A 15,133-nucleotide genomic window follows, 5' to 3' on the forward strand; every position below is an offset into this window, starting at 1 on the left:
CTCGCTTGTTTTTCTTATTGGCCCCATCCTAGTTGTTAGTTTTCGTCTTAAAAATGTTAGTTTTTACCCAGCTGCTGTGCGTTTTTAAACAGCGTAGCCCAGGGATAGGCAATGGAGGCGTCATGTTCGACTGGAATGACCTGCGGTACTTTCTCGAGCTGCAGCGCAGCGGTCGCTTGCTCACCGCCGCGCAACGCCTGAAAACCACCCATGCCACTGTGGCCCGGCATATCGAGGCGATCGAGAAAAGTCTCGGCACCGCGCTATTCGTGCAGCATGCCCAGGGCTACGAACTGACCCCCGCCGGCGAGGCCCTGCTAAAACATGCCGAGGCCATGGAAAACGTCGCACTGCTGGCCGAAGACGAGCTGACTCATGCTGCCGCGCCCCTGGGCAAGATCCGCCTGGGTGTGGCCGAAGGCCTGGGCGTGATGTTCCTGGCCAGCCGCATGGGCGGGCTGTTCGAGCGCTACCCCGGGTTGGAAGTGGAGCTGGTGGCGGTGCCGCGCTTTGTCAGCATCCTCAACCGCGAAGCGGAAATCAGCATCCACCTCGAGCGGCCGAGCGTCGATCAACTGGTCACGCGCAAACTTACCGACTACCGCCTGGCCCTCTACGCCAGCCGCGGCTACCTGGCGCGCAACCCGCCGATTGAAAAGCGCGAAGACCTTGCGGCACACGCCTGGATCGATTACGTCGACGACCTGCTGTTCAGCCAGGAACTCAAATTCCTCAGCAGCTTCTGCCGCAACCCCAAGGTGGTGTTCCACAGCACCAGCGTGATCGCCCAGCATCAGGCGGCGCGCTCCGGTTTGGGGATTGCGGTATTACCGTGCTTCATGGCCGCCGGCGACCCGGACCTGGTGCCGTTGCTGCCGGGGGAGGGGATCCAGCGCAGCTACTGGATCAGCTCGCGCCGGGAATTGCACAAGTCAGTGCGGCTGCGGGTGTTGTGGGATTACGTGGTGGAGTTGTGCGCGCGGGAGCAGGGGTTGTTGTTGGGCGAGGCCTGATGCCAGGCCTGCCCAACAGAGGGTTAGAGTTTCACCACTTGATGCACCTGCTCCGCGCAAGCCCGTGCATCCTCGATCATTTTCCCGAACGCCTTGCTGACAATCTCATCACGGCTCAACCAACGCACCTTCTGGCTCAGGCGATAGTGATAACGCAGCCCGCCATTCGCCTGCGAACCCTGCAGATCCAAGTCATACCACGGCGAACGCACCTGGCAACCCGGGATGGCTTTTTCCATCCGCCCACCGCTCAGGGTGATGCGGTAGTCATGGGTTTGCGGGTTGCCCAGATCAAGCTCGGCCTGCTGCCCTTGGCGGCGGTAGTTGATAAAACCATCCCAACGACCCTTGAGCGATTCATCGCTATATACGTAGTCATTCGCCAGCTTTTCCAGCGCACGCTGATCATTCATTTTGGCCGTGACGGTATAGCCGTCATGTACCACAAAGCCGGTGGCCGGGCGGGTGATCTGGCAGTCGCTGATCTCGTTGCCGAAGTTGGCGCAGATGTCCTGGTCGGTGGCGGTGCTGCCTTGCTGGCGGTCGGCGACGCTCAGTTGCATCAGCGGCAGGCGACTGAAGGTGATCGTGGCCTGGGTCGTGCCGTAGCCTTGTTTGTCGTAGTGCACCTGTTTATCCAGGCGCAGGGTGGTTTCGGGGCGTTCCAGCGGGATATGTTCCTCGCGCACCTGACCCTGGGCGTCGTTGACCAGCACCCAGCGGTCCTGGATATCGGGCATGACCTGACCGGGGGCGAACACCGGGTTGGTCGGGTCGAGCCACCACACCTGGCCATCCACTTCGGCGCGGACGATGGCGTGGTTCGGCGCCTGGGGGCCGGGGATCAGTAGCGACTCGACCACATCGCCCCGGCTGACCCAGGCGGTCTCGGCCTTGATGCCACTGGCCTTGAGCAAGGCGGTCAGCAGGATTGCCAGGTCCTTACAGTCGCCATAACCGTGTTGTTCGATTTCAGCGAGGTTGAAGGGCACGTAGCCGCGCTCTGTCGCACGCCAGTCACCCAGGTAGCGATAGTGATCGTTGATGTGCTGCATCAATGCCGCAACCTGTTCGGCCGGTGCCAAACCGCGTACGGCAACCACGGCAGCAGCACCTTGTGGTGGCAGGTTGGCACCGAGGATCTGGTTGTAGCGCTGCGCGAACGCCCCGAAGTACGCCTGGGGCTCCAGAGCACTGCCTATCTCGATACGCGGGATGCGCAGCAACGCGGCGTTGGAGGCTTCGTTGATGTAGTTGAGGTAGGTCGGGGCCTTTTGCACCACGTCCAGGGTCTTGCCATTCTGCGACGGCGTTACGCTGAAACCCTCGAACAGTTCGCTGCGCCACTGGATGGGGCGCTCCGCAGTAAAACGCGCCTTGAACCGGTCGCGCCGCGCCGGGCTGGCGCCGAATTTGAGCACGTAGTGAAACTGGGTCATCAAGGGCTTGGCGGCGTGGTGCTCGCGTACGGTGTAGCGAATCTGCGTGCCGACGCGCAGGTTGGGGAAGGCTAGAGAGGTCTGTTTGTCGCGGCTGAAGCCCTGGTCCGGATTGGGCGCGATGCGGGTGTCGATCTGCGTCGCATCCAGCGCCACTGGTTTGGCGCCGGGCTGAGTGGACTGCGCGCTGATCACTTCAAAGATGTCGCCTTCGGAATAATCGAAGTCGATGCGTGAGAGCATTTCGCGGCCGCTCGGCTTGAGGATCGTATAGCGGTAGGTGGTGGTGCAGTCGGTACTGGCGTCGCGGCTGAAGTGGCAGTGCAGCTCGGTGTCGCTGGCCAGTGGTGCTTCGGCCAGGGGCTGCAGCGCGGCAAATACGCCAGGAGCAACAAGCCCCAGGCTGATGGCAATCAGGGGGCGGTGAAACGAAAAACGGTACATGGGCGCCTCGGGTGACACATTGAAACAGCTACCCGGTGGGTAGCGAGAAGGCGCTGGATGATAATTGCTCGCAACTAAGAAAGCCAGGATTGTTCGACAATTTATGTGGCTGAAAGGCCCGTGCTAGAGCCTTTTCTTTGATTTATGTCAGTCGTTTCTCAGTTCGAAGTCGGCGCTGGCAAGCTTCTCGCCGTTGATCAGCACATGGACGACATGCTTGCCGGGGTAATGCTTGCGCGTGGTCAACTCGCGGATATGTTGCTCACGGCGGATGCTGTGAAGTTCGCCAGCGCCGAGGGTAAACGCCTTGAGCTTGAACACCTTCGCCGCACTGTGGCCGGCACTTTTCACATAGTCGATGGCGTAGTCCACCACCACCTTCTGTGGGGCTGCGGCGGTGGATTCCAAGGTGAAGGACAGGTTGATCCGCTCTCCCAGGTTGATCACCGCTGGCGTCACTTGCAGATGGTGGATCTTCACGTCGGCCCTGGCCCCGGCCCCCATGATCGTCAGCGCACGCGTGTTACCTTGCTTGATCAGGCTGCGCAGCGCGTGGCGGGCGATCCAGGCGGTGTGAGGGTTATCCAGATTCCAACCTTCGATCAGGCTGAGCACCCATTCCGGGTGGTCCTTGGTGATGTCGTTGAGGTGGTTGGCCACCGACTTGCGCACGTACAGGCTGGTATCTGCCTTGAGGTTGTCGAGGATCGACGCACACAGTTCGGGGTTGGCCTGTATTTCGGCCAGGCGGAACGACCAGGGCAAGCGCGGCCGCGAACCTTCGCTGGCCAGGCGGCGCACGTGTTCGTTGGTATCCAGCGACCATTCGTGCATCACCGCCAACGTGCGCGGGAAGTCGTGCAGTAGAAAATGGCGGATCGCGAATTCGGCGGAGCCAAACGTCGTGAAGTACTTGAGCGCGGCCATTGAACGTTTGAAATCATCCCGCCCGTAGCTCGCCACGAAGTGCGGCAGGAACAGGCTGACAAACGAACTGTTCAGGCGCGGGGCCAGGGCGTAGAGCCGCTTCAGCGTTTGCGGGTAATCCAGCGGGATGACCGCATGCAGGCTCTCGCTGACCCGCGCCATGCGCTGCATCACCGACAATTCGGCCAGCCCGGCCTTGGCGTGCTTGAGGAACCCCTTGGCGTCGAACGCCGGGTACACCGCCGTCATCTCGGTGGCGATGTGTTGCAGGCGTTCGACGTTGAAGATTTCCTTGAGGGCCGGGGCGCTTTGGTCGGTCATCGATGATTCCGTGAGTGCTATTAGAGAAACCAGCGATATTCCCGCGCATGGATCTCTTGCTGGAAGGCCAAGTGGTCCTGACGCTTGTTTTCGCAGTACACCTCGACAAATTCGGCGCCCAGCTTATCGCGCAATACCGCGTGATGCTGCATGGCACGCACGGCGTCGAGCATTTCCAGGGGGAAGTCGCTGCCGCTGCTGCGGTCTTCATTCAGCGGGGCGATGGGTTCGCGCCTGGCCTCAAGACCGTGTTCCAGGCCAACCAGGATCGCCGCCAGCACCAGGTATGGGTTGGCATCGGCACTGGCCAGTCGATGTTCGATACGCAGGTTGCGCGGGTCGGACTCGGGGATGCGCACGCACGCGTCGCGGTCTTCAAAGCCCCAGCTGGCGCGGGTGGCGGCGTTGACCGTACCGCCCAGGCGGCGGAAGGCATTGTGGTTGGGCGAGAAGATCGGCATGCAGTGTGGCAGCAACTCCAGGCATCCGGCGACGGCATGGCGCAAGGGTTGCTGCTGGTGCGCCGCCAGCAAATTGTTACCCGCACCGTCATACAGGCTCACATGCACATGCATGCCGCTGCCGGGATATTGCAGGTAGGGCTTGGCCATGAAGCTGGCGCGGTAACCGTGTTTCAACGCCACGCCACGGGTGCTGCGGCAGAACAGGGCGGCCCAGTCGGCAGCACGCATCCCATCGTCGAGGTGGCCGAAGTTGATTTCGAACTGGCCGGGGCCGATCTCGGCGGTGATCACGGTGATATCGATGCCCTGGTCCTTGGCGGTTTGCGCCATGTCATCCAGTACTTCGCTGAAGCGCGACAGCCGTTCGATGTGCAGGTTGGGCTGGTCGTCGGCGTCATCGCTCAACGGGTCGCGGGCAAATTGCGGCAGGCCATTGTCGAGTTTTTTGTCGAACAGGTAGAACTCCAGTTCGAACGCCACCACCGGGTGAATGCCCTTGTGTTGCAGGCGTTCCAGCACCTTGGCCAGCACTTCGCGGGGTTCGAACTCGATGGGCGCCTCGGTGCCGTCCGAGGTGATCAGCATCTGTCCCAGCGGCTGCGATTCCCAACTCACCGGCTTGAGGGTGCCCGGCACCAGGCGACGGTTGGCATCCGGGTCGCCGTCGTTGAAGCAGTAGTCGCCAATCTTGAACAACCCGCCCTGAACCCCCAGCAACACGGCGTTCTGTGGCAGCTTCAGCGGGCTGCCGGCGGCGACTTTTTCCAGCATCTCGATGGGGTAGCGCTTGCCGTAGAAGTGCCCGGGAATGTCCAGGGCGATCAGGTCGACATAACGCACGTCCGGATGGTTCTGGCGAAAAGTCCGTACTTCGGCCAGTAACGTGGAGGCATGGCTTTTCACGGGTGTTGCTCCTAGTTGTAAACCCACAACACGCGGGCGGGCAGGTCGGTCAGGTTGGCGTAGCGGCAATGGGCAAAACTGGCCAGGTGGAAGCTGTCGCCGGGGCCGAGGGTGACTGAGCCGGCTTCACCGTCCACCCACAACGTCAACTCGCCCTCCAGCACAAACCCGGCCTGTTCGGCGCGGTCGCTCATGGTTTGTTCACCGCTGTTGGCACCGGGGGCCAGCAGGCTGTCGAGCATCGAGAAGGCGCCGTTCATGCTCGGCGAGACGAGGATGTCGGTGATGCCGTTGGCGTAATACACCGTGCGCCGCTCGTTGGGGCGGGTGATCCAGTCCACGGCCTTGGGTTTGGGCTGGCTGTAGAAGTAAGTAGTAGGTACGCCGAGGGCATGGCTGATGGCGGTCAAGTCCGCCACGGTCGGGCGCGACAGGCCACGCTCGACCTGGGACAGGAAGCCCACCGAACGCTCGATTTTCTGTGCGAGCTGGGCGAGGGTAAGCTTCTTGTGCTTGCGCAGGTCGTGGATCAGTGCCGCGAGGGTGGCAAGTTCTTCTTGTTTGTTCATGAAATTTATTTCGATAAATTTCATGAAAAATTACAGGATTTATTTCACAAGGGCAATGGCATGGGCTTTTGCGCGCACCCGTTCGGGCTGGAACGGCTGCTGTAGCGACGCGCGAAGGTTGGCACAATTGAATGATCGCGAGTGGCAGCGGTCCGAACTTCGGTACACACCTTTTCATTGAAGGAACTCCCATGAAATTCAGATCCCTCGCTGCCTGCCTGCTGGTCGCCACCAGCCTGTCCACCGCCAGCTTTATCGTGCAGGCCGGTGATACCCCGCAGGAAACCGTACAACCTTCGAGTATCAATACCCGTGACTTGAAAGAAGGTGACCGTGCCCCGGATATCCTGATGCGCAAGGAGTCGGCCGTCAGCGACTGGAAAAAGCGCGGTCTCAAACAGCCTGAAGAGGACAGCCAGTGGGCGCGGGTAGGTGATAAGTTCGTGCTGCTCAAAACCACCAACGGCACCATTCTCGAGATCACCCCTGTCAAGAAATGACCTTGCATTTGTGCCCTGTTGCTGAGTTAAGGTAACCGGCGGAAACGGCCGTGTTACCTTCAAGGAAAGAGAGCAGGATGCTTGCGACAATAAGAAACTACCCTCGCACTGTTAACCTGTTGCTGTCCGCCACATTGCTGCTCACGCTGGCCAAGGCAATCACTTTTCCCTACCTGGTGATCTACCTCACCCACCATTTTTCCCTCGACATCACCCAGGTTGGCCTGGTGATCGGCAGTTCGCTGATCGTCGGCTCGCTGCTCAGTGTGTATGGCGGTTTCCTGGTCGACCGTATCAACAGTTATCGGTTGCTGCTGACCTTCAGCGTGCTGTTTGTGCTGGGCTTTGTCGGTACTGTTCTGGCCCAGAACATCTGGGCGTTCTACAGCTGCCTGATCCTGATCAACCTGGCTTATGCGGTGATCGATATTGCGGTCAAGGCCGGTTTTGCCAGCCTGTTGCCCGAAGACGCCCGCAGCGAAGTGTTTTCCATCAAGTACACCCTGACCAACATCGGTTATGCGGTTGGGCCCGCTTTCGGGGCGGTGATGGCCAAGCTGGATATCAGCGTGCCGTTTATCCTTTCGGCGTTGTTGGGGGTAGGGTTTTTCCTTCTGTATTGGCGCTGGGGCGACCGTACCCTGGCCACCGTTGATGCCACGCAAAAACCGGTGCCATTCCTTGCCGTCGGGCGAGTACTTTTAAGGGATCATCGTCTCGTGTGCTTCACCCTCGGCGGTGTACTCAGTGCCGTGGTGTTCGGCCAGTTCACCGCGTGGCTGTCGCAATACCTGGTGACCACCACCACGGCCGAATACACCTACACCGTGGTCAGCGCCGTGCTGACCACCAACGCGGTGTTGGTGATTGCCCTGCAATACCTGATTGGGCGGCGGATATCGCACCGTTACCTCGGCCAGTGGCTGGTCGCGGGCCTGGGCATGTTCATGCTGGGGATCGTCGGGTTTGCGCTGTCCACCAGCGTACTGTGGTGGGTGCTGGCGATGGCGGTGTTCACCGTGGGGGAGATCATTGTGTTCCCGGCCGAATACATGTTCATCGACCGGATAGCCCCGCACCACTTGCGCGGCATGTACTACGGGGCACAGAACCTGTCCAACCTGGGCGCCGCGCTGGGGCCGGTGTTGTGCGGGCTGGTGCTGGCCAGCCTGCCGGCCCATTACATGTTCTGGATGCTGGGAGCGTTTATCGTCGGGGGCGGGGTGTTCTACTTTATTGGGGCGTCGTTGAAGGCAAGTCATCCAGCGTGAGCTTGCCCATGGTGTTGCTCTGCAGTTCGTAACGCAGCTCTTCCACCATCTTTTCCACTTCTTGCGGGGTCTGCAGGCGGTTGGTGCTGATCCCGGTGACGACCAGGTCGACCCGGCCGGTTTCGGCGTCATAGACCTTGAGGGTCAGGGACGCATCCCGGCACAGGGTGAACTCGCACGTCAGCGGCGACAGGCCTTCTTCGATGCAGTTTCGCAGTTGAGAGAGGGTAAACATGCGGGTTCCTTCAGGCATTCAGTTTGATACCTTGAAGGTTATTGACTAGCCGTCGCCGCAATAAGGCGAATTCGCACTAGGTGCACTAGTGCATTTGCACTGTCACGGCTTGTTTTTGACCCGCAATTCCCCGGCGAACAGCCCGCGTTCACGGGCCCAGACGATGGCAGCGCTGCGGCTGTGCACCCCCAGTTTGGAGTACACCGTGGCCACATGATTACGCACGGTGTTGGGCGCCAGTTTCAGGCGCGAGGCGATCTCCTTGTCGGCCAGCCCCTCACAGATCAGGCCCAGTACATCGCGCTCGCGGGCGGTAAGGTCGGTAAAGGCCACGTTCGTTTGGCTGGCGCTGTTGACGCTCTTGGCGTTGGCCAGTTTTTCGATCAGCGTCTGGCTGAACCACGAGGCATCCTGCATCACTTCCTCGATGGCCGCTACCAGCTCCAGCTCCGAGCGTTTGCGTTCGGTGATGTTCATCATCACCATCAGGTAGCAGGGCACGTCCTGGATGATCACGGTGTCGGCGGAGACCACGCAGTCGATCACCTCGTTGCCTTTCTTGCGCACCTTGAGGTCCTGGCCGTCGAGGTTGCCGGCTTTTTCCAGGCTGGCGAACAACTGTGCGGCAGCCTGGGGGCTGTCGATAAAGTCGATGTCCTCGATCGATTTGCCGATCAGCTCTTCACTGATGTAGCCGGTGATGCTCATGAAAGCTTCGTTGATATCCACCACCTGGCGGTTACCGGCGCTGCACACCAGGGTCGGCACCGGGGTCAGGCGGAAGGATTTGGCGAAGCGCTCCTCACTCTGACGCAGGGCAATTTCCGCTTTGCGCCGTGGCTCCAGGTCCATGAAGGAAAACAGCATGCAGTCCTCTTCGTTCATGTCCAATGGCTGGCCAGCAACGATTACCAGCTTGCTGCCGCCTCCGGGCAGCCGTAGCTCCGCCTGCATCTGCGGGATGGTCGCGCCTTCGCCCAGGCGCTGGATGGCCAGGTCCTTGCGTTCGGCCTGTTCCAGTACATCCAGTTCATACACCGATTTGCCGATGACCTGGTCGCGGTTGTAGCCGGTCATCTCCAGGAAGCCCTGGTTGACCTTGATATAGCGCAGGTCGCTGAGGCGACAGATCACCGCCGGCGCCGGGTTGGCATTGAAGGTTTTTTCGAAGCGCTGCTCGGCGCTGGCCCACTCGGTGGCGTCGCTGAGGATCAGCACCAGCAGTTCCGGTTCACCGTGGGAGTCGGTGATCACCAGGCTGCGCAGGCGGTGCACCCAGGTTTTTTCTTCGTCGGCGGTGGGCGTGACTTCCACCACCACGTCGCTGAACTCATCGCCCGCCGCGGCCCGGGCCAGCGGGTAGTTGTCTGCCTGCACCGGGTGGTTGTTGCGGTAGCGCAGCGCAAAGCGCTCGGCGTATTGCTGCCCGTTGGCGCCCAGCCCCATCACGTCACCCACGCCATGCATGGTCAGCGCGGCCTCGTTGGCCCACAGGATGGTCTGGTCGACCTCGGCCAGAATCACCCCGTCGGACAGGCCGGAGATGATCTGCTGCAACTGGCGGCGGTTGGTTTCCTTGGCAAGCACATCCTGGGTCATAGGTCTTCCTGAGAGTGGGCGCATGGAATTACGACACCCGGGCCTCAGGATAGTGCAGATGCACCAGGCGCAGACCTGCGTAAAATGCCCGTTTCATACGTATCAGGCACAGGTGCATTTTGAGCGCAGGCAAAGCCGTCGGACTGTTGTTACTCACCTCACTGCTGACGGCGTGCGGCACCTCGCCGCCACGTACGCCAAATGATCTGTGCGGCATCTTCCGCGAAAAAGACGACTGGTACGACGCTGCCAAAGTCACGCAAAAACGCTGGGGCGTACCGATCCAGGTGCCGTTCGCGATCATGTATCAGGAGTCCGGCTTCCATCAGGACGCCTTGGCCCCGCGTAAATACCTGCTGTGGATCATTCCCTGGGGCCGCGTCTCCACCGCCGCCGGCTACGCCCAGGCCAAGGACGAGGTGTGGAACGATTACCGCAAGAGCACCGGCCGCAGCGGCGCCAGCCGCCAGGACTTCGACGACGCCATCGACTTCGTCGGCTGGTACATGGACAAGACCTACACCATCAACGGCGTCTACAAATACGACGCCTACGGCCAGTACCTGAACTACCACGAAGGCTGGGGCGGCTATCGCCAGCGCACCTACGCCGCCAAGGCCTGGCTGCCACCGGTAGCCAGCAAGGTACAGGCGCGGTCGCAGATGTATGCGGCGCAATATGCGCGGTGCAAGGATGACTTGGGGCGGGGGTTCTGGAGTCGGTTCTGGCATTGGTTGTAAGGGGCAGCCCTTTCAAGGTCTTAAGGTCGCACAGGCGGTAAGCACCCTGTGGCGAGCGGGCTTGCCCCGCGTTGGGTCGCGAAGCGACCCTGGAGGAAGGAATGCGGTGAATCAGGCACTCCTCGGCCGCTGGTTTTGGGGCCGCTTCGCAGCCCAACGCGGGGCAAGACCGCTCGCCACAGTTGCAGTGACCGCCCTATTGGGAGGGTATTGTGAAGAGCACAGCGTGGGGATGGGCTACATCTGAATCAACCAACCCACCAAAGGCACTATCATCAGCGTACTCAACGCCATTGAGGTGACATTGCCAATGTACGGGTGAAAGTGTGTGGGCAAGCGACCTGCAATTGCACAGGCCAGTGGCGGCGCGATCAAAGCCCCGAGCAGTGCACTTGAACCGATGACGGTCCAACTGCCACCGTGGGTCAATACAGCCGCCGGGACCACTGAGACCAGTGGAACGTAGGTCGGATACCATCCGCGTTTCTTCCACTGTTTTCGCCAGATCGCGACACCCAGTGCCGATGTCAGCGCCTGGGCCGCTATCAGGGGCAACACCAGGCCTGATCCATACGCCGGGCTGATCGGGTTCAGCGCATAGGCTACCAGTACACCTGCCAGCAACCCGAGACTGGCAAGTTCGTTCCCGAAAAAAGGCGCTTCGGAAAAATCTGCGAGCACCCGACGCAGACTCCAGGCAATACCATAAGTGGGGGGCGGGGCGGGGGCCGGTTTGGCGAGGGCTGTGTAATCAGAACTCACCAACGACGGCACTCGGCGACAAAGTACAAACGCAATGACGCTGCCGAGTGCCATGCCCACCACGTTGCCGATCACCACTGGAAGACCCAGTGGAACGCATACGAAGTTCACGATCAGCAGACAAAGGGGGGTCACCAGCAATGCGCCCAATACCGCACCGTTTACGGCAACTTTCCAGCCGCCGCCGAACATCAGCACCATGGCTGCCGGTAACGAGACGAATGCCGCAAACGTGGGTTGCCACGTTTGTGCGGTGACGCTCCAACCCCACAGAAGATTGCTCAACATCAGCCCCAGCAGTGAACTTGTCACCAACCAAGGCCATAGCCCTGTTCCGTAGGAAATAGAAAACCCTTGCCAGGCTTTACCGTGCTTGCTCGCCCACCATGCAAGGTAGGCGCCGCCCAACAAACCGAGCGATGCCAGTTCGTGCTTGTAGAAGGCTACTTCACTGATATCCCCGACTATCCACCGCAGCCAGGCAACGGGATGGGGCAGGCTTGTGATCATCTCGGTATAGCCCGGCCAGGACCACTGGTTGCTAAGTGCAACCCACAGCATCAATAGCACGCTGGCTAATCCCAACATCAGGACGGTTATATCGGCCATGGACCGGCGGGGCCTCGTTTCTGTACTGAGTGTTTTCATACAGAGCCCTCCGATCAGCGTGGAAGGGCAGGGTGGCGGGAGTAGCCAAGCATTTGATCGTAGAGATCATTGCGTCGATCACGCTGCAGGTCATTAAGGCTGTTCCAGATCGGAGCACTGCGGGCGCTGGTGATATCAATGTCGGCGAACAGGATTTCCTGGCGATTGGCTGAAGCTACCGGGCCTATAGGCCAGCCGTTGGTTCCGGCAATCAACGAGCATCCGAGGTAGCGCGCTTCCCGCTCTTCGCCAATGCGGCTGGCGGCAGCGATAAACACGTTATTGACGTGGGCGGCGGTCATCGTCAGGTACGACGCCATGCATTTGCCTGCCTCATCGAACAGGGGCGGAGGCGTCCACACCCAGTTGTTCAGGCTGCAAATGATATCGGCGCCCTGCTGGCTGAGAATACGGGGCACCTCCGGGAACCAGATATCCCAGCAAATCAGCAAGCCAATGCGGCCTATCGGCGTTTCAAATACTGGAAATCCGCTATCACCAGGCGTGAACCAGAGCTTTTCCAGGTTCCATAGATGTGCCTTGCGGTATTTGCCGATGAACCCATCGGGACCCAGCAGCACAGCCGTATTGAATAACTGCATACCGTCTATTTCGCACAGGCCCGCCACCAGGTACACCTGGTGCTTGCAGGCAAAATCTGCCCACGCCCGCACACTTTCGCCGCCTGGTATCAGCTCTGCATGATCAAAGGCGTCCTGGCGGCTGCTGAAGAAATACCCGCAATTGGTAAGTTCGGGCAGTACGATCAGATTCGCTCCACCGTTTGCCGCCTCGGTCGCCAGTGCAAGACTTTGACGCAGGTTGTTGGTTCGGTTGTTCATGCCAACCTGAGGGTCCAGTTGGATGACGGCTACGCGGGCGGGGCTTGCTGGTTCGCTCATGGCGGTGACCTCTTATTGTTATGCAACCGGGAGTCGGTTGGGCGTTTATAAGAGGCGAACAAATGTTTAATTAAAAGTCAGGTGATTCCCGTTGCGTTGTAGTCTCTTTCTTTTACGGTTCAGCTTTGTAGAGTGGGTAGTCATGCATCGTAAAGTCACCATTGAAATCGGCTTGGGTTTTACTGCAAATGTTTATCACGGTATCAATTGCTCCCCTGAAGCAAGGTTCCGTCCAGCCCGCATCTACGGAGAAAGATTCACCGCAGAGATACAAACCTGAGGTGTGAGAAAAATCTCGATTGTATTTCAGTAGCTTCATGGCGTCGTAATAAGTACCTGCACGATAAAGTTTTGCACAGCCAAGGGAGTTTTTATCATTCATCCACCGTTGAACCACCGCGTTATCGCGTCCGATATACGGTGATATTTTTTCCTTTATATTGGCAGATTTCAAAAGAATTCTGTCGAGGTCTTCGATGCACCGGTCAACCAGTTCTTTGTCAGTAAATATCGATAGCTTGGTAGCGTCGTCTTCCCATGTGTAGCTGAGAAGGATGCAATCGTAGGTATTGGTAGCGTTGTAGCGGTAAGTGTATACGTCATGAATCAAGCTATCTGTGACGATGGCTTGAGGGATTTTTTTATTTTGAGAGAGAAACGACTTTTTGAGAGGTGCGCACACCTTGCAGCTGGTTTCCCAGTGGGCTGACTTATAGGCTTCTATGACTTCAAATGGAAGCATTTCCTGGCTGAAGTTTTCAATTGATATGTGTGTTTCGATCAGCCACGAAGGCAGTGTCATTACCACAGAGTCGTAATCGATGAACTCTTTCTTTGCCTGTTCTTTTTGTGTGATGTTCCAGTCGAAATAGACCCGTATTTTTCCGTTCTTTAGTTTCTTGAGCTTTGTCACTGCACTGCTGGTCATGAAACCTGAATGACTTTTTATGAGGTGCTCGTATAGAGACTCATGTGTTTCTTGGGATTTGATGAAAAGGAGTGATTCGGCCAGTGAACCAAGGCCGATGTAGGTGGGTTTGTTGAATGCAAGGCCTCTTGAATCCAAGGTCTCTGGATGATTCAAGTAAGGCGATGCTATCGGTTTACCGTCCACGTTTACGCGCCCGTGAATTAATTGCAGATGACTGCTGAATCCAAATATCGCCGTGCGAAGTGGGTAAAGCGAGCATACGTCATAGAATGCCCCCCAACTGCCGTCACCAATGCCGATGGCGTAGAAAACAGCGGATTCCTGTGCGGTCATACCCAAGCCACCGAAGTTTCCAGGGTCGCTGTGGTGCCAGCCATCAAGGCTTGGCATTTTTACCAATTCGCGGAAGGAAACACTTTCATATTTTTTGACGATTGAATTCCACATGTGCTCCCAGCCTTCACAACCGTAATGCTCGGAGACAATCAGCGTCATTCGCTCGGCGAAGGTTTTCCATTTTGCGAAAACACTACCCAGTGTTTGACCGGGAGGCGGTGTTTTGCCATCAGTGTTTTTCCAGATAAGCATTGTGGGTTCGGTGCTGTCATCTATGCTCCCTTCACGTAGAAATATACCCGTCGACCGCACTGCAGGGCTGCCTGGGTTGGGAAAGTCTGTATGGCGCAATTCGAACTCGTTGGCGTAATAGGCCATGAGTGAACGCCCATCTTTAGGCAGTTCGTTTGATTTATTGAAGAACGGCATTCTCATTGCGCCCATTTCGAAAGGTGGTCTTCCAACGGTATCGGTATTGTTATTTCCAAGGGCCGTAAGGTGCCTGCCGCCTATACGTTGTGACTTTTCAATTAACGTTATGTTTGTGAAACCACATCGGTAAAGTTCACGTGCAGTTGTCAGTCCAGTAATGCCAGCGCCAATGATGCAAATTTTATGATGTGGCTCAGTGGCTTGGGCAATGCCATTGAATTGTTCCACCAAGGTGCGGTAGTCAAAACATAAGTCTGGTGGGTTTGGAAAGCTGGCCGCCCATTTGCTCTTGCTGGAGCGCTTTTTTCGATGAGCGTGTTGGGCTGTATCTGCGGGGTAATTAAAGGTGGAACCGATGGTCATTCTGATATTTCCTGTTCAGAGTTAACGGACTCTGAAAGGATGGATGTGAGCGCTGCTGGCCAGAAATAGGCTGCAGTTGGGTTTTGATGAGGGAAGTTCGTATTTTTTTGTAGGGGCGGTGCAAAAGATTTAGAGTGGGAGAGCATGCTTCACCCTTAACGACAGTGTATTACGAGCGAGGCTGCATGCACTCCAGTGAACGAGAATGGGCAGTGACCGACGAAGACTAGCCACGTGATTTGAGCGGCGCACGCGGTTGGGATTCTTTCGGAAACGTTCTGCGAGATAAAGGGCAATGTCACTGACTTGAGGTGTGTCATCTCTCCAATATTCC

Annotated in this window: 13 protein-coding genes; 4 read left to right on the forward strand and 9 right to left on the reverse strand. The window is 58.2% G+C overall.

Annotation, left to right across the window (positions count from 1 at the left end):
• Positions 1-122 precede the first annotated feature (122 nt).
• Positions 123-1,013: a LysR family transcriptional regulator gene (locus tag LUU92_RS10455; RefSeq protein ID WP_222541409.1), complete on the forward strand. Its 891-nt coding sequence runs from the start codon at positions 123-125 to the stop codon at positions 1,011-1,013.
• A 23-nt stretch (positions 1,014-1,036) separates the two neighbouring features.
• Here LUU92_RS10455 and LUU92_RS10460 read toward each other — a convergent pair whose 3' ends face one another.
• The 4 genes from LUU92_RS10460 to LUU92_RS10475 all read right to left on the reverse strand — a co-directional run bounded on the left by LUU92_RS10460 (position 1,037) and on the right by LUU92_RS10475 (position 6,080).
• Complete coding sequence (locus LUU92_RS10460) at positions 1,037-2,896, reverse strand: DUF3857 domain-containing transglutaminase family protein (RefSeq protein ID WP_257103563.1); 1,860 nt, start codon at positions 2,894-2,896, stop codon at positions 1,037-1,039.
• A 147-nt stretch (positions 2,897-3,043) separates the two neighbouring features.
• Positions 3,044-4,144 (reverse strand): DNA alkylation repair protein, encoded by a 1,101-nt coding sequence (locus LUU92_RS10465; protein ID WP_257103564.1) that lies wholly within the window; start codon positions 4,142-4,144, stop codon positions 3,044-3,046.
• A gap of 20 nt (positions 4,145-4,164) precedes the next feature.
• Positions 4,165-5,511 (reverse strand): glutamine synthetase family protein, encoded by a 1,347-nt coding sequence (locus LUU92_RS10470; RefSeq protein ID WP_071489654.1) that lies wholly within the window; start codon positions 5,509-5,511, stop codon positions 4,165-4,167.
• A gap of 11 nt (positions 5,512-5,522) precedes the next feature.
• Complete coding sequence (locus LUU92_RS10475) at positions 5,523-6,080, reverse strand: helix-turn-helix domain-containing protein (protein WP_071489653.1); 558 nt, start codon at positions 6,078-6,080, stop codon at positions 5,523-5,525.
• A 191-nt stretch (positions 6,081-6,271) separates the two neighbouring features.
• On the opposite strand from LUU92_RS10475, the gene LUU92_RS10480 reads away from it, so the two are divergent.
• Both LUU92_RS10480 and LUU92_RS10485 read left to right on the forward strand, forming a co-directional pair.
• On the forward strand, positions 6,272-6,580 hold the full coding sequence (locus tag LUU92_RS10480; protein WP_257103565.1) for an RcnB family protein: 309 nt from the start codon (positions 6,272-6,274) through the stop codon (positions 6,578-6,580).
• A gap of 77 nt (positions 6,581-6,657) precedes the next feature.
• Complete coding sequence (locus tag LUU92_RS10485; RefSeq protein ID WP_071489651.1) at positions 6,658-7,851, forward strand: MFS transporter; 1,194 nt, start codon at positions 6,658-6,660, stop codon at positions 7,849-7,851.
• On the opposite strand, the gene LUU92_RS10490 is transcribed toward LUU92_RS10485, so the two are convergent.
• Positions 7,814-8,086 (reverse strand): DUF1652 domain-containing protein, encoded by a 273-nt coding sequence (locus LUU92_RS10490; RefSeq protein ID WP_071489650.1) that lies wholly within the window; start codon positions 8,084-8,086, stop codon positions 7,814-7,816. The genes LUU92_RS10485 and LUU92_RS10490 overlap by 38 nt on opposite strands.
• A gap of 102 nt (positions 8,087-8,188) precedes the next feature.
• Positions 8,189-9,685, reverse strand: a complete 1,497-nt coding sequence (locus LUU92_RS10495) for a PAS domain S-box protein (RefSeq protein WP_071489649.1) — start codon at positions 9,683-9,685, stop codon at positions 8,189-8,191.
• 119 nt (positions 9,686-9,804) lie between these two features.
• Between LUU92_RS10495 and LUU92_RS10500 the strand changes: the two genes are divergently transcribed.
• Complete coding sequence (locus tag LUU92_RS10500) at positions 9,805-10,425, forward strand: transglycosylase SLT domain-containing protein (RefSeq protein WP_257103566.1); 621 nt, start codon at positions 9,805-9,807, stop codon at positions 10,423-10,425.
• Between the two features lie 237 nt (positions 10,426-10,662).
• Here the strand turns inward: LUU92_RS10500 and LUU92_RS10505 are convergent, their stop codons facing one another.
• The 3 genes from LUU92_RS10505 to LUU92_RS10515 all read right to left on the reverse strand — a co-directional run bounded on the left by LUU92_RS10505 (position 10,663) and on the right by LUU92_RS10515 (position 14,799).
• On the reverse strand, positions 10,663-11,835 hold the full coding sequence (locus tag LUU92_RS10505) for a hypothetical protein (protein ID WP_257103567.1): 1,173 nt from the start codon (positions 11,833-11,835) through the stop codon (positions 10,663-10,665).
• Positions 11,836-11,849: 14 nt separating this feature from the next.
• Complete coding sequence (locus LUU92_RS10510; RefSeq protein ID WP_257103568.1) at positions 11,850-12,737, reverse strand: nitrilase family protein; 888 nt, start codon at positions 12,735-12,737, stop codon at positions 11,850-11,852.
• 112 nt (positions 12,738-12,849) lie between these two features.
• Positions 12,850-14,799, reverse strand: a complete 1,950-nt coding sequence (locus tag LUU92_RS10515; protein ID WP_257103569.1) for a flavin monoamine oxidase family protein — start codon at positions 14,797-14,799, stop codon at positions 12,850-12,852.
• Positions 14,800-15,133: the final 334 nt, after the last annotated feature.

Origin of the sequence: Pseudomonas extremorientalis (assembly GCF_024584605.1) — a bacterium.
In the GTDB taxonomy this organism is placed as follows: domain Bacteria; phylum Pseudomonadota; class Gammaproteobacteria; order Pseudomonadales; family Pseudomonadaceae; genus Aquipseudomonas; species Aquipseudomonas extremorientalis.

What these genes read in the sequence shown, in the direction of transcription:
- LUU92_RS10455 (WP_222541409.1), top strand. Translation starts at nt 123, where the DNA reads ATGTTCGACTGGAATGACCTGCGGTACTTTCTCGAGCTGCAGCGCAGC.
- LUU92_RS10460 (WP_257103563.1), bottom strand. Translation starts at nt 2,896, where the DNA reads ATGTACCGTTTTTCGTTTCACCGCCCCCTGATTGCCATCAGCCTGGGG.
- LUU92_RS10465 (WP_257103564.1), bottom strand. Translation starts at nt 4,144, where the DNA reads ATGACCGACCAAAGCGCCCCGGCCCTCAAGGAAATCTTCAACGTCGAA.
- LUU92_RS10475 (WP_071489653.1), bottom strand. Translation starts at nt 6,080, where the DNA reads ATGAACAAACAAGAAGAACTTGCCACCCTCGCGGCACTGATCCACGAC.
- LUU92_RS10480 (WP_257103565.1), top strand. Translation starts at nt 6,272, where the DNA reads ATGAAATTCAGATCCCTCGCTGCCTGCCTGCTGGTCGCCACCAGCCTG.
- LUU92_RS10485 (WP_071489651.1), top strand. Translation starts at nt 6,658, where the DNA reads ATGCTTGCGACAATAAGAAACTACCCTCGCACTGTTAACCTGTTGCTG.
- LUU92_RS10490 (WP_071489650.1), bottom strand. Translation starts at nt 8,086, where the DNA reads ATGTTTACCCTCTCTCAACTGCGAAACTGCATCGAAGAAGGCCTGTCG.
- LUU92_RS10495 (WP_071489649.1), bottom strand. Translation starts at nt 9,685, where the DNA reads ATGACCCAGGATGTGCTTGCCAAGGAAACCAACCGCCGCCAGTTGCAG.
- LUU92_RS10505 (WP_257103567.1), bottom strand. Translation starts at nt 11,835, where the DNA reads ATGAAAACACTCAGTACAGAAACGAGGCCCCGCCGGTCCATGGCCGAT.
- LUU92_RS10510 (WP_257103568.1), bottom strand. Translation starts at nt 12,737, where the DNA reads ATGAGCGAACCAGCAAGCCCCGCCCGCGTAGCCGTCATCCAACTGGAC.
- LUU92_RS10515 (WP_257103569.1), bottom strand. Translation starts at nt 14,799, where the DNA reads ATGACCATCGGTTCCACCTTTAATTACCCCGCAGATACAGCCCAACAC.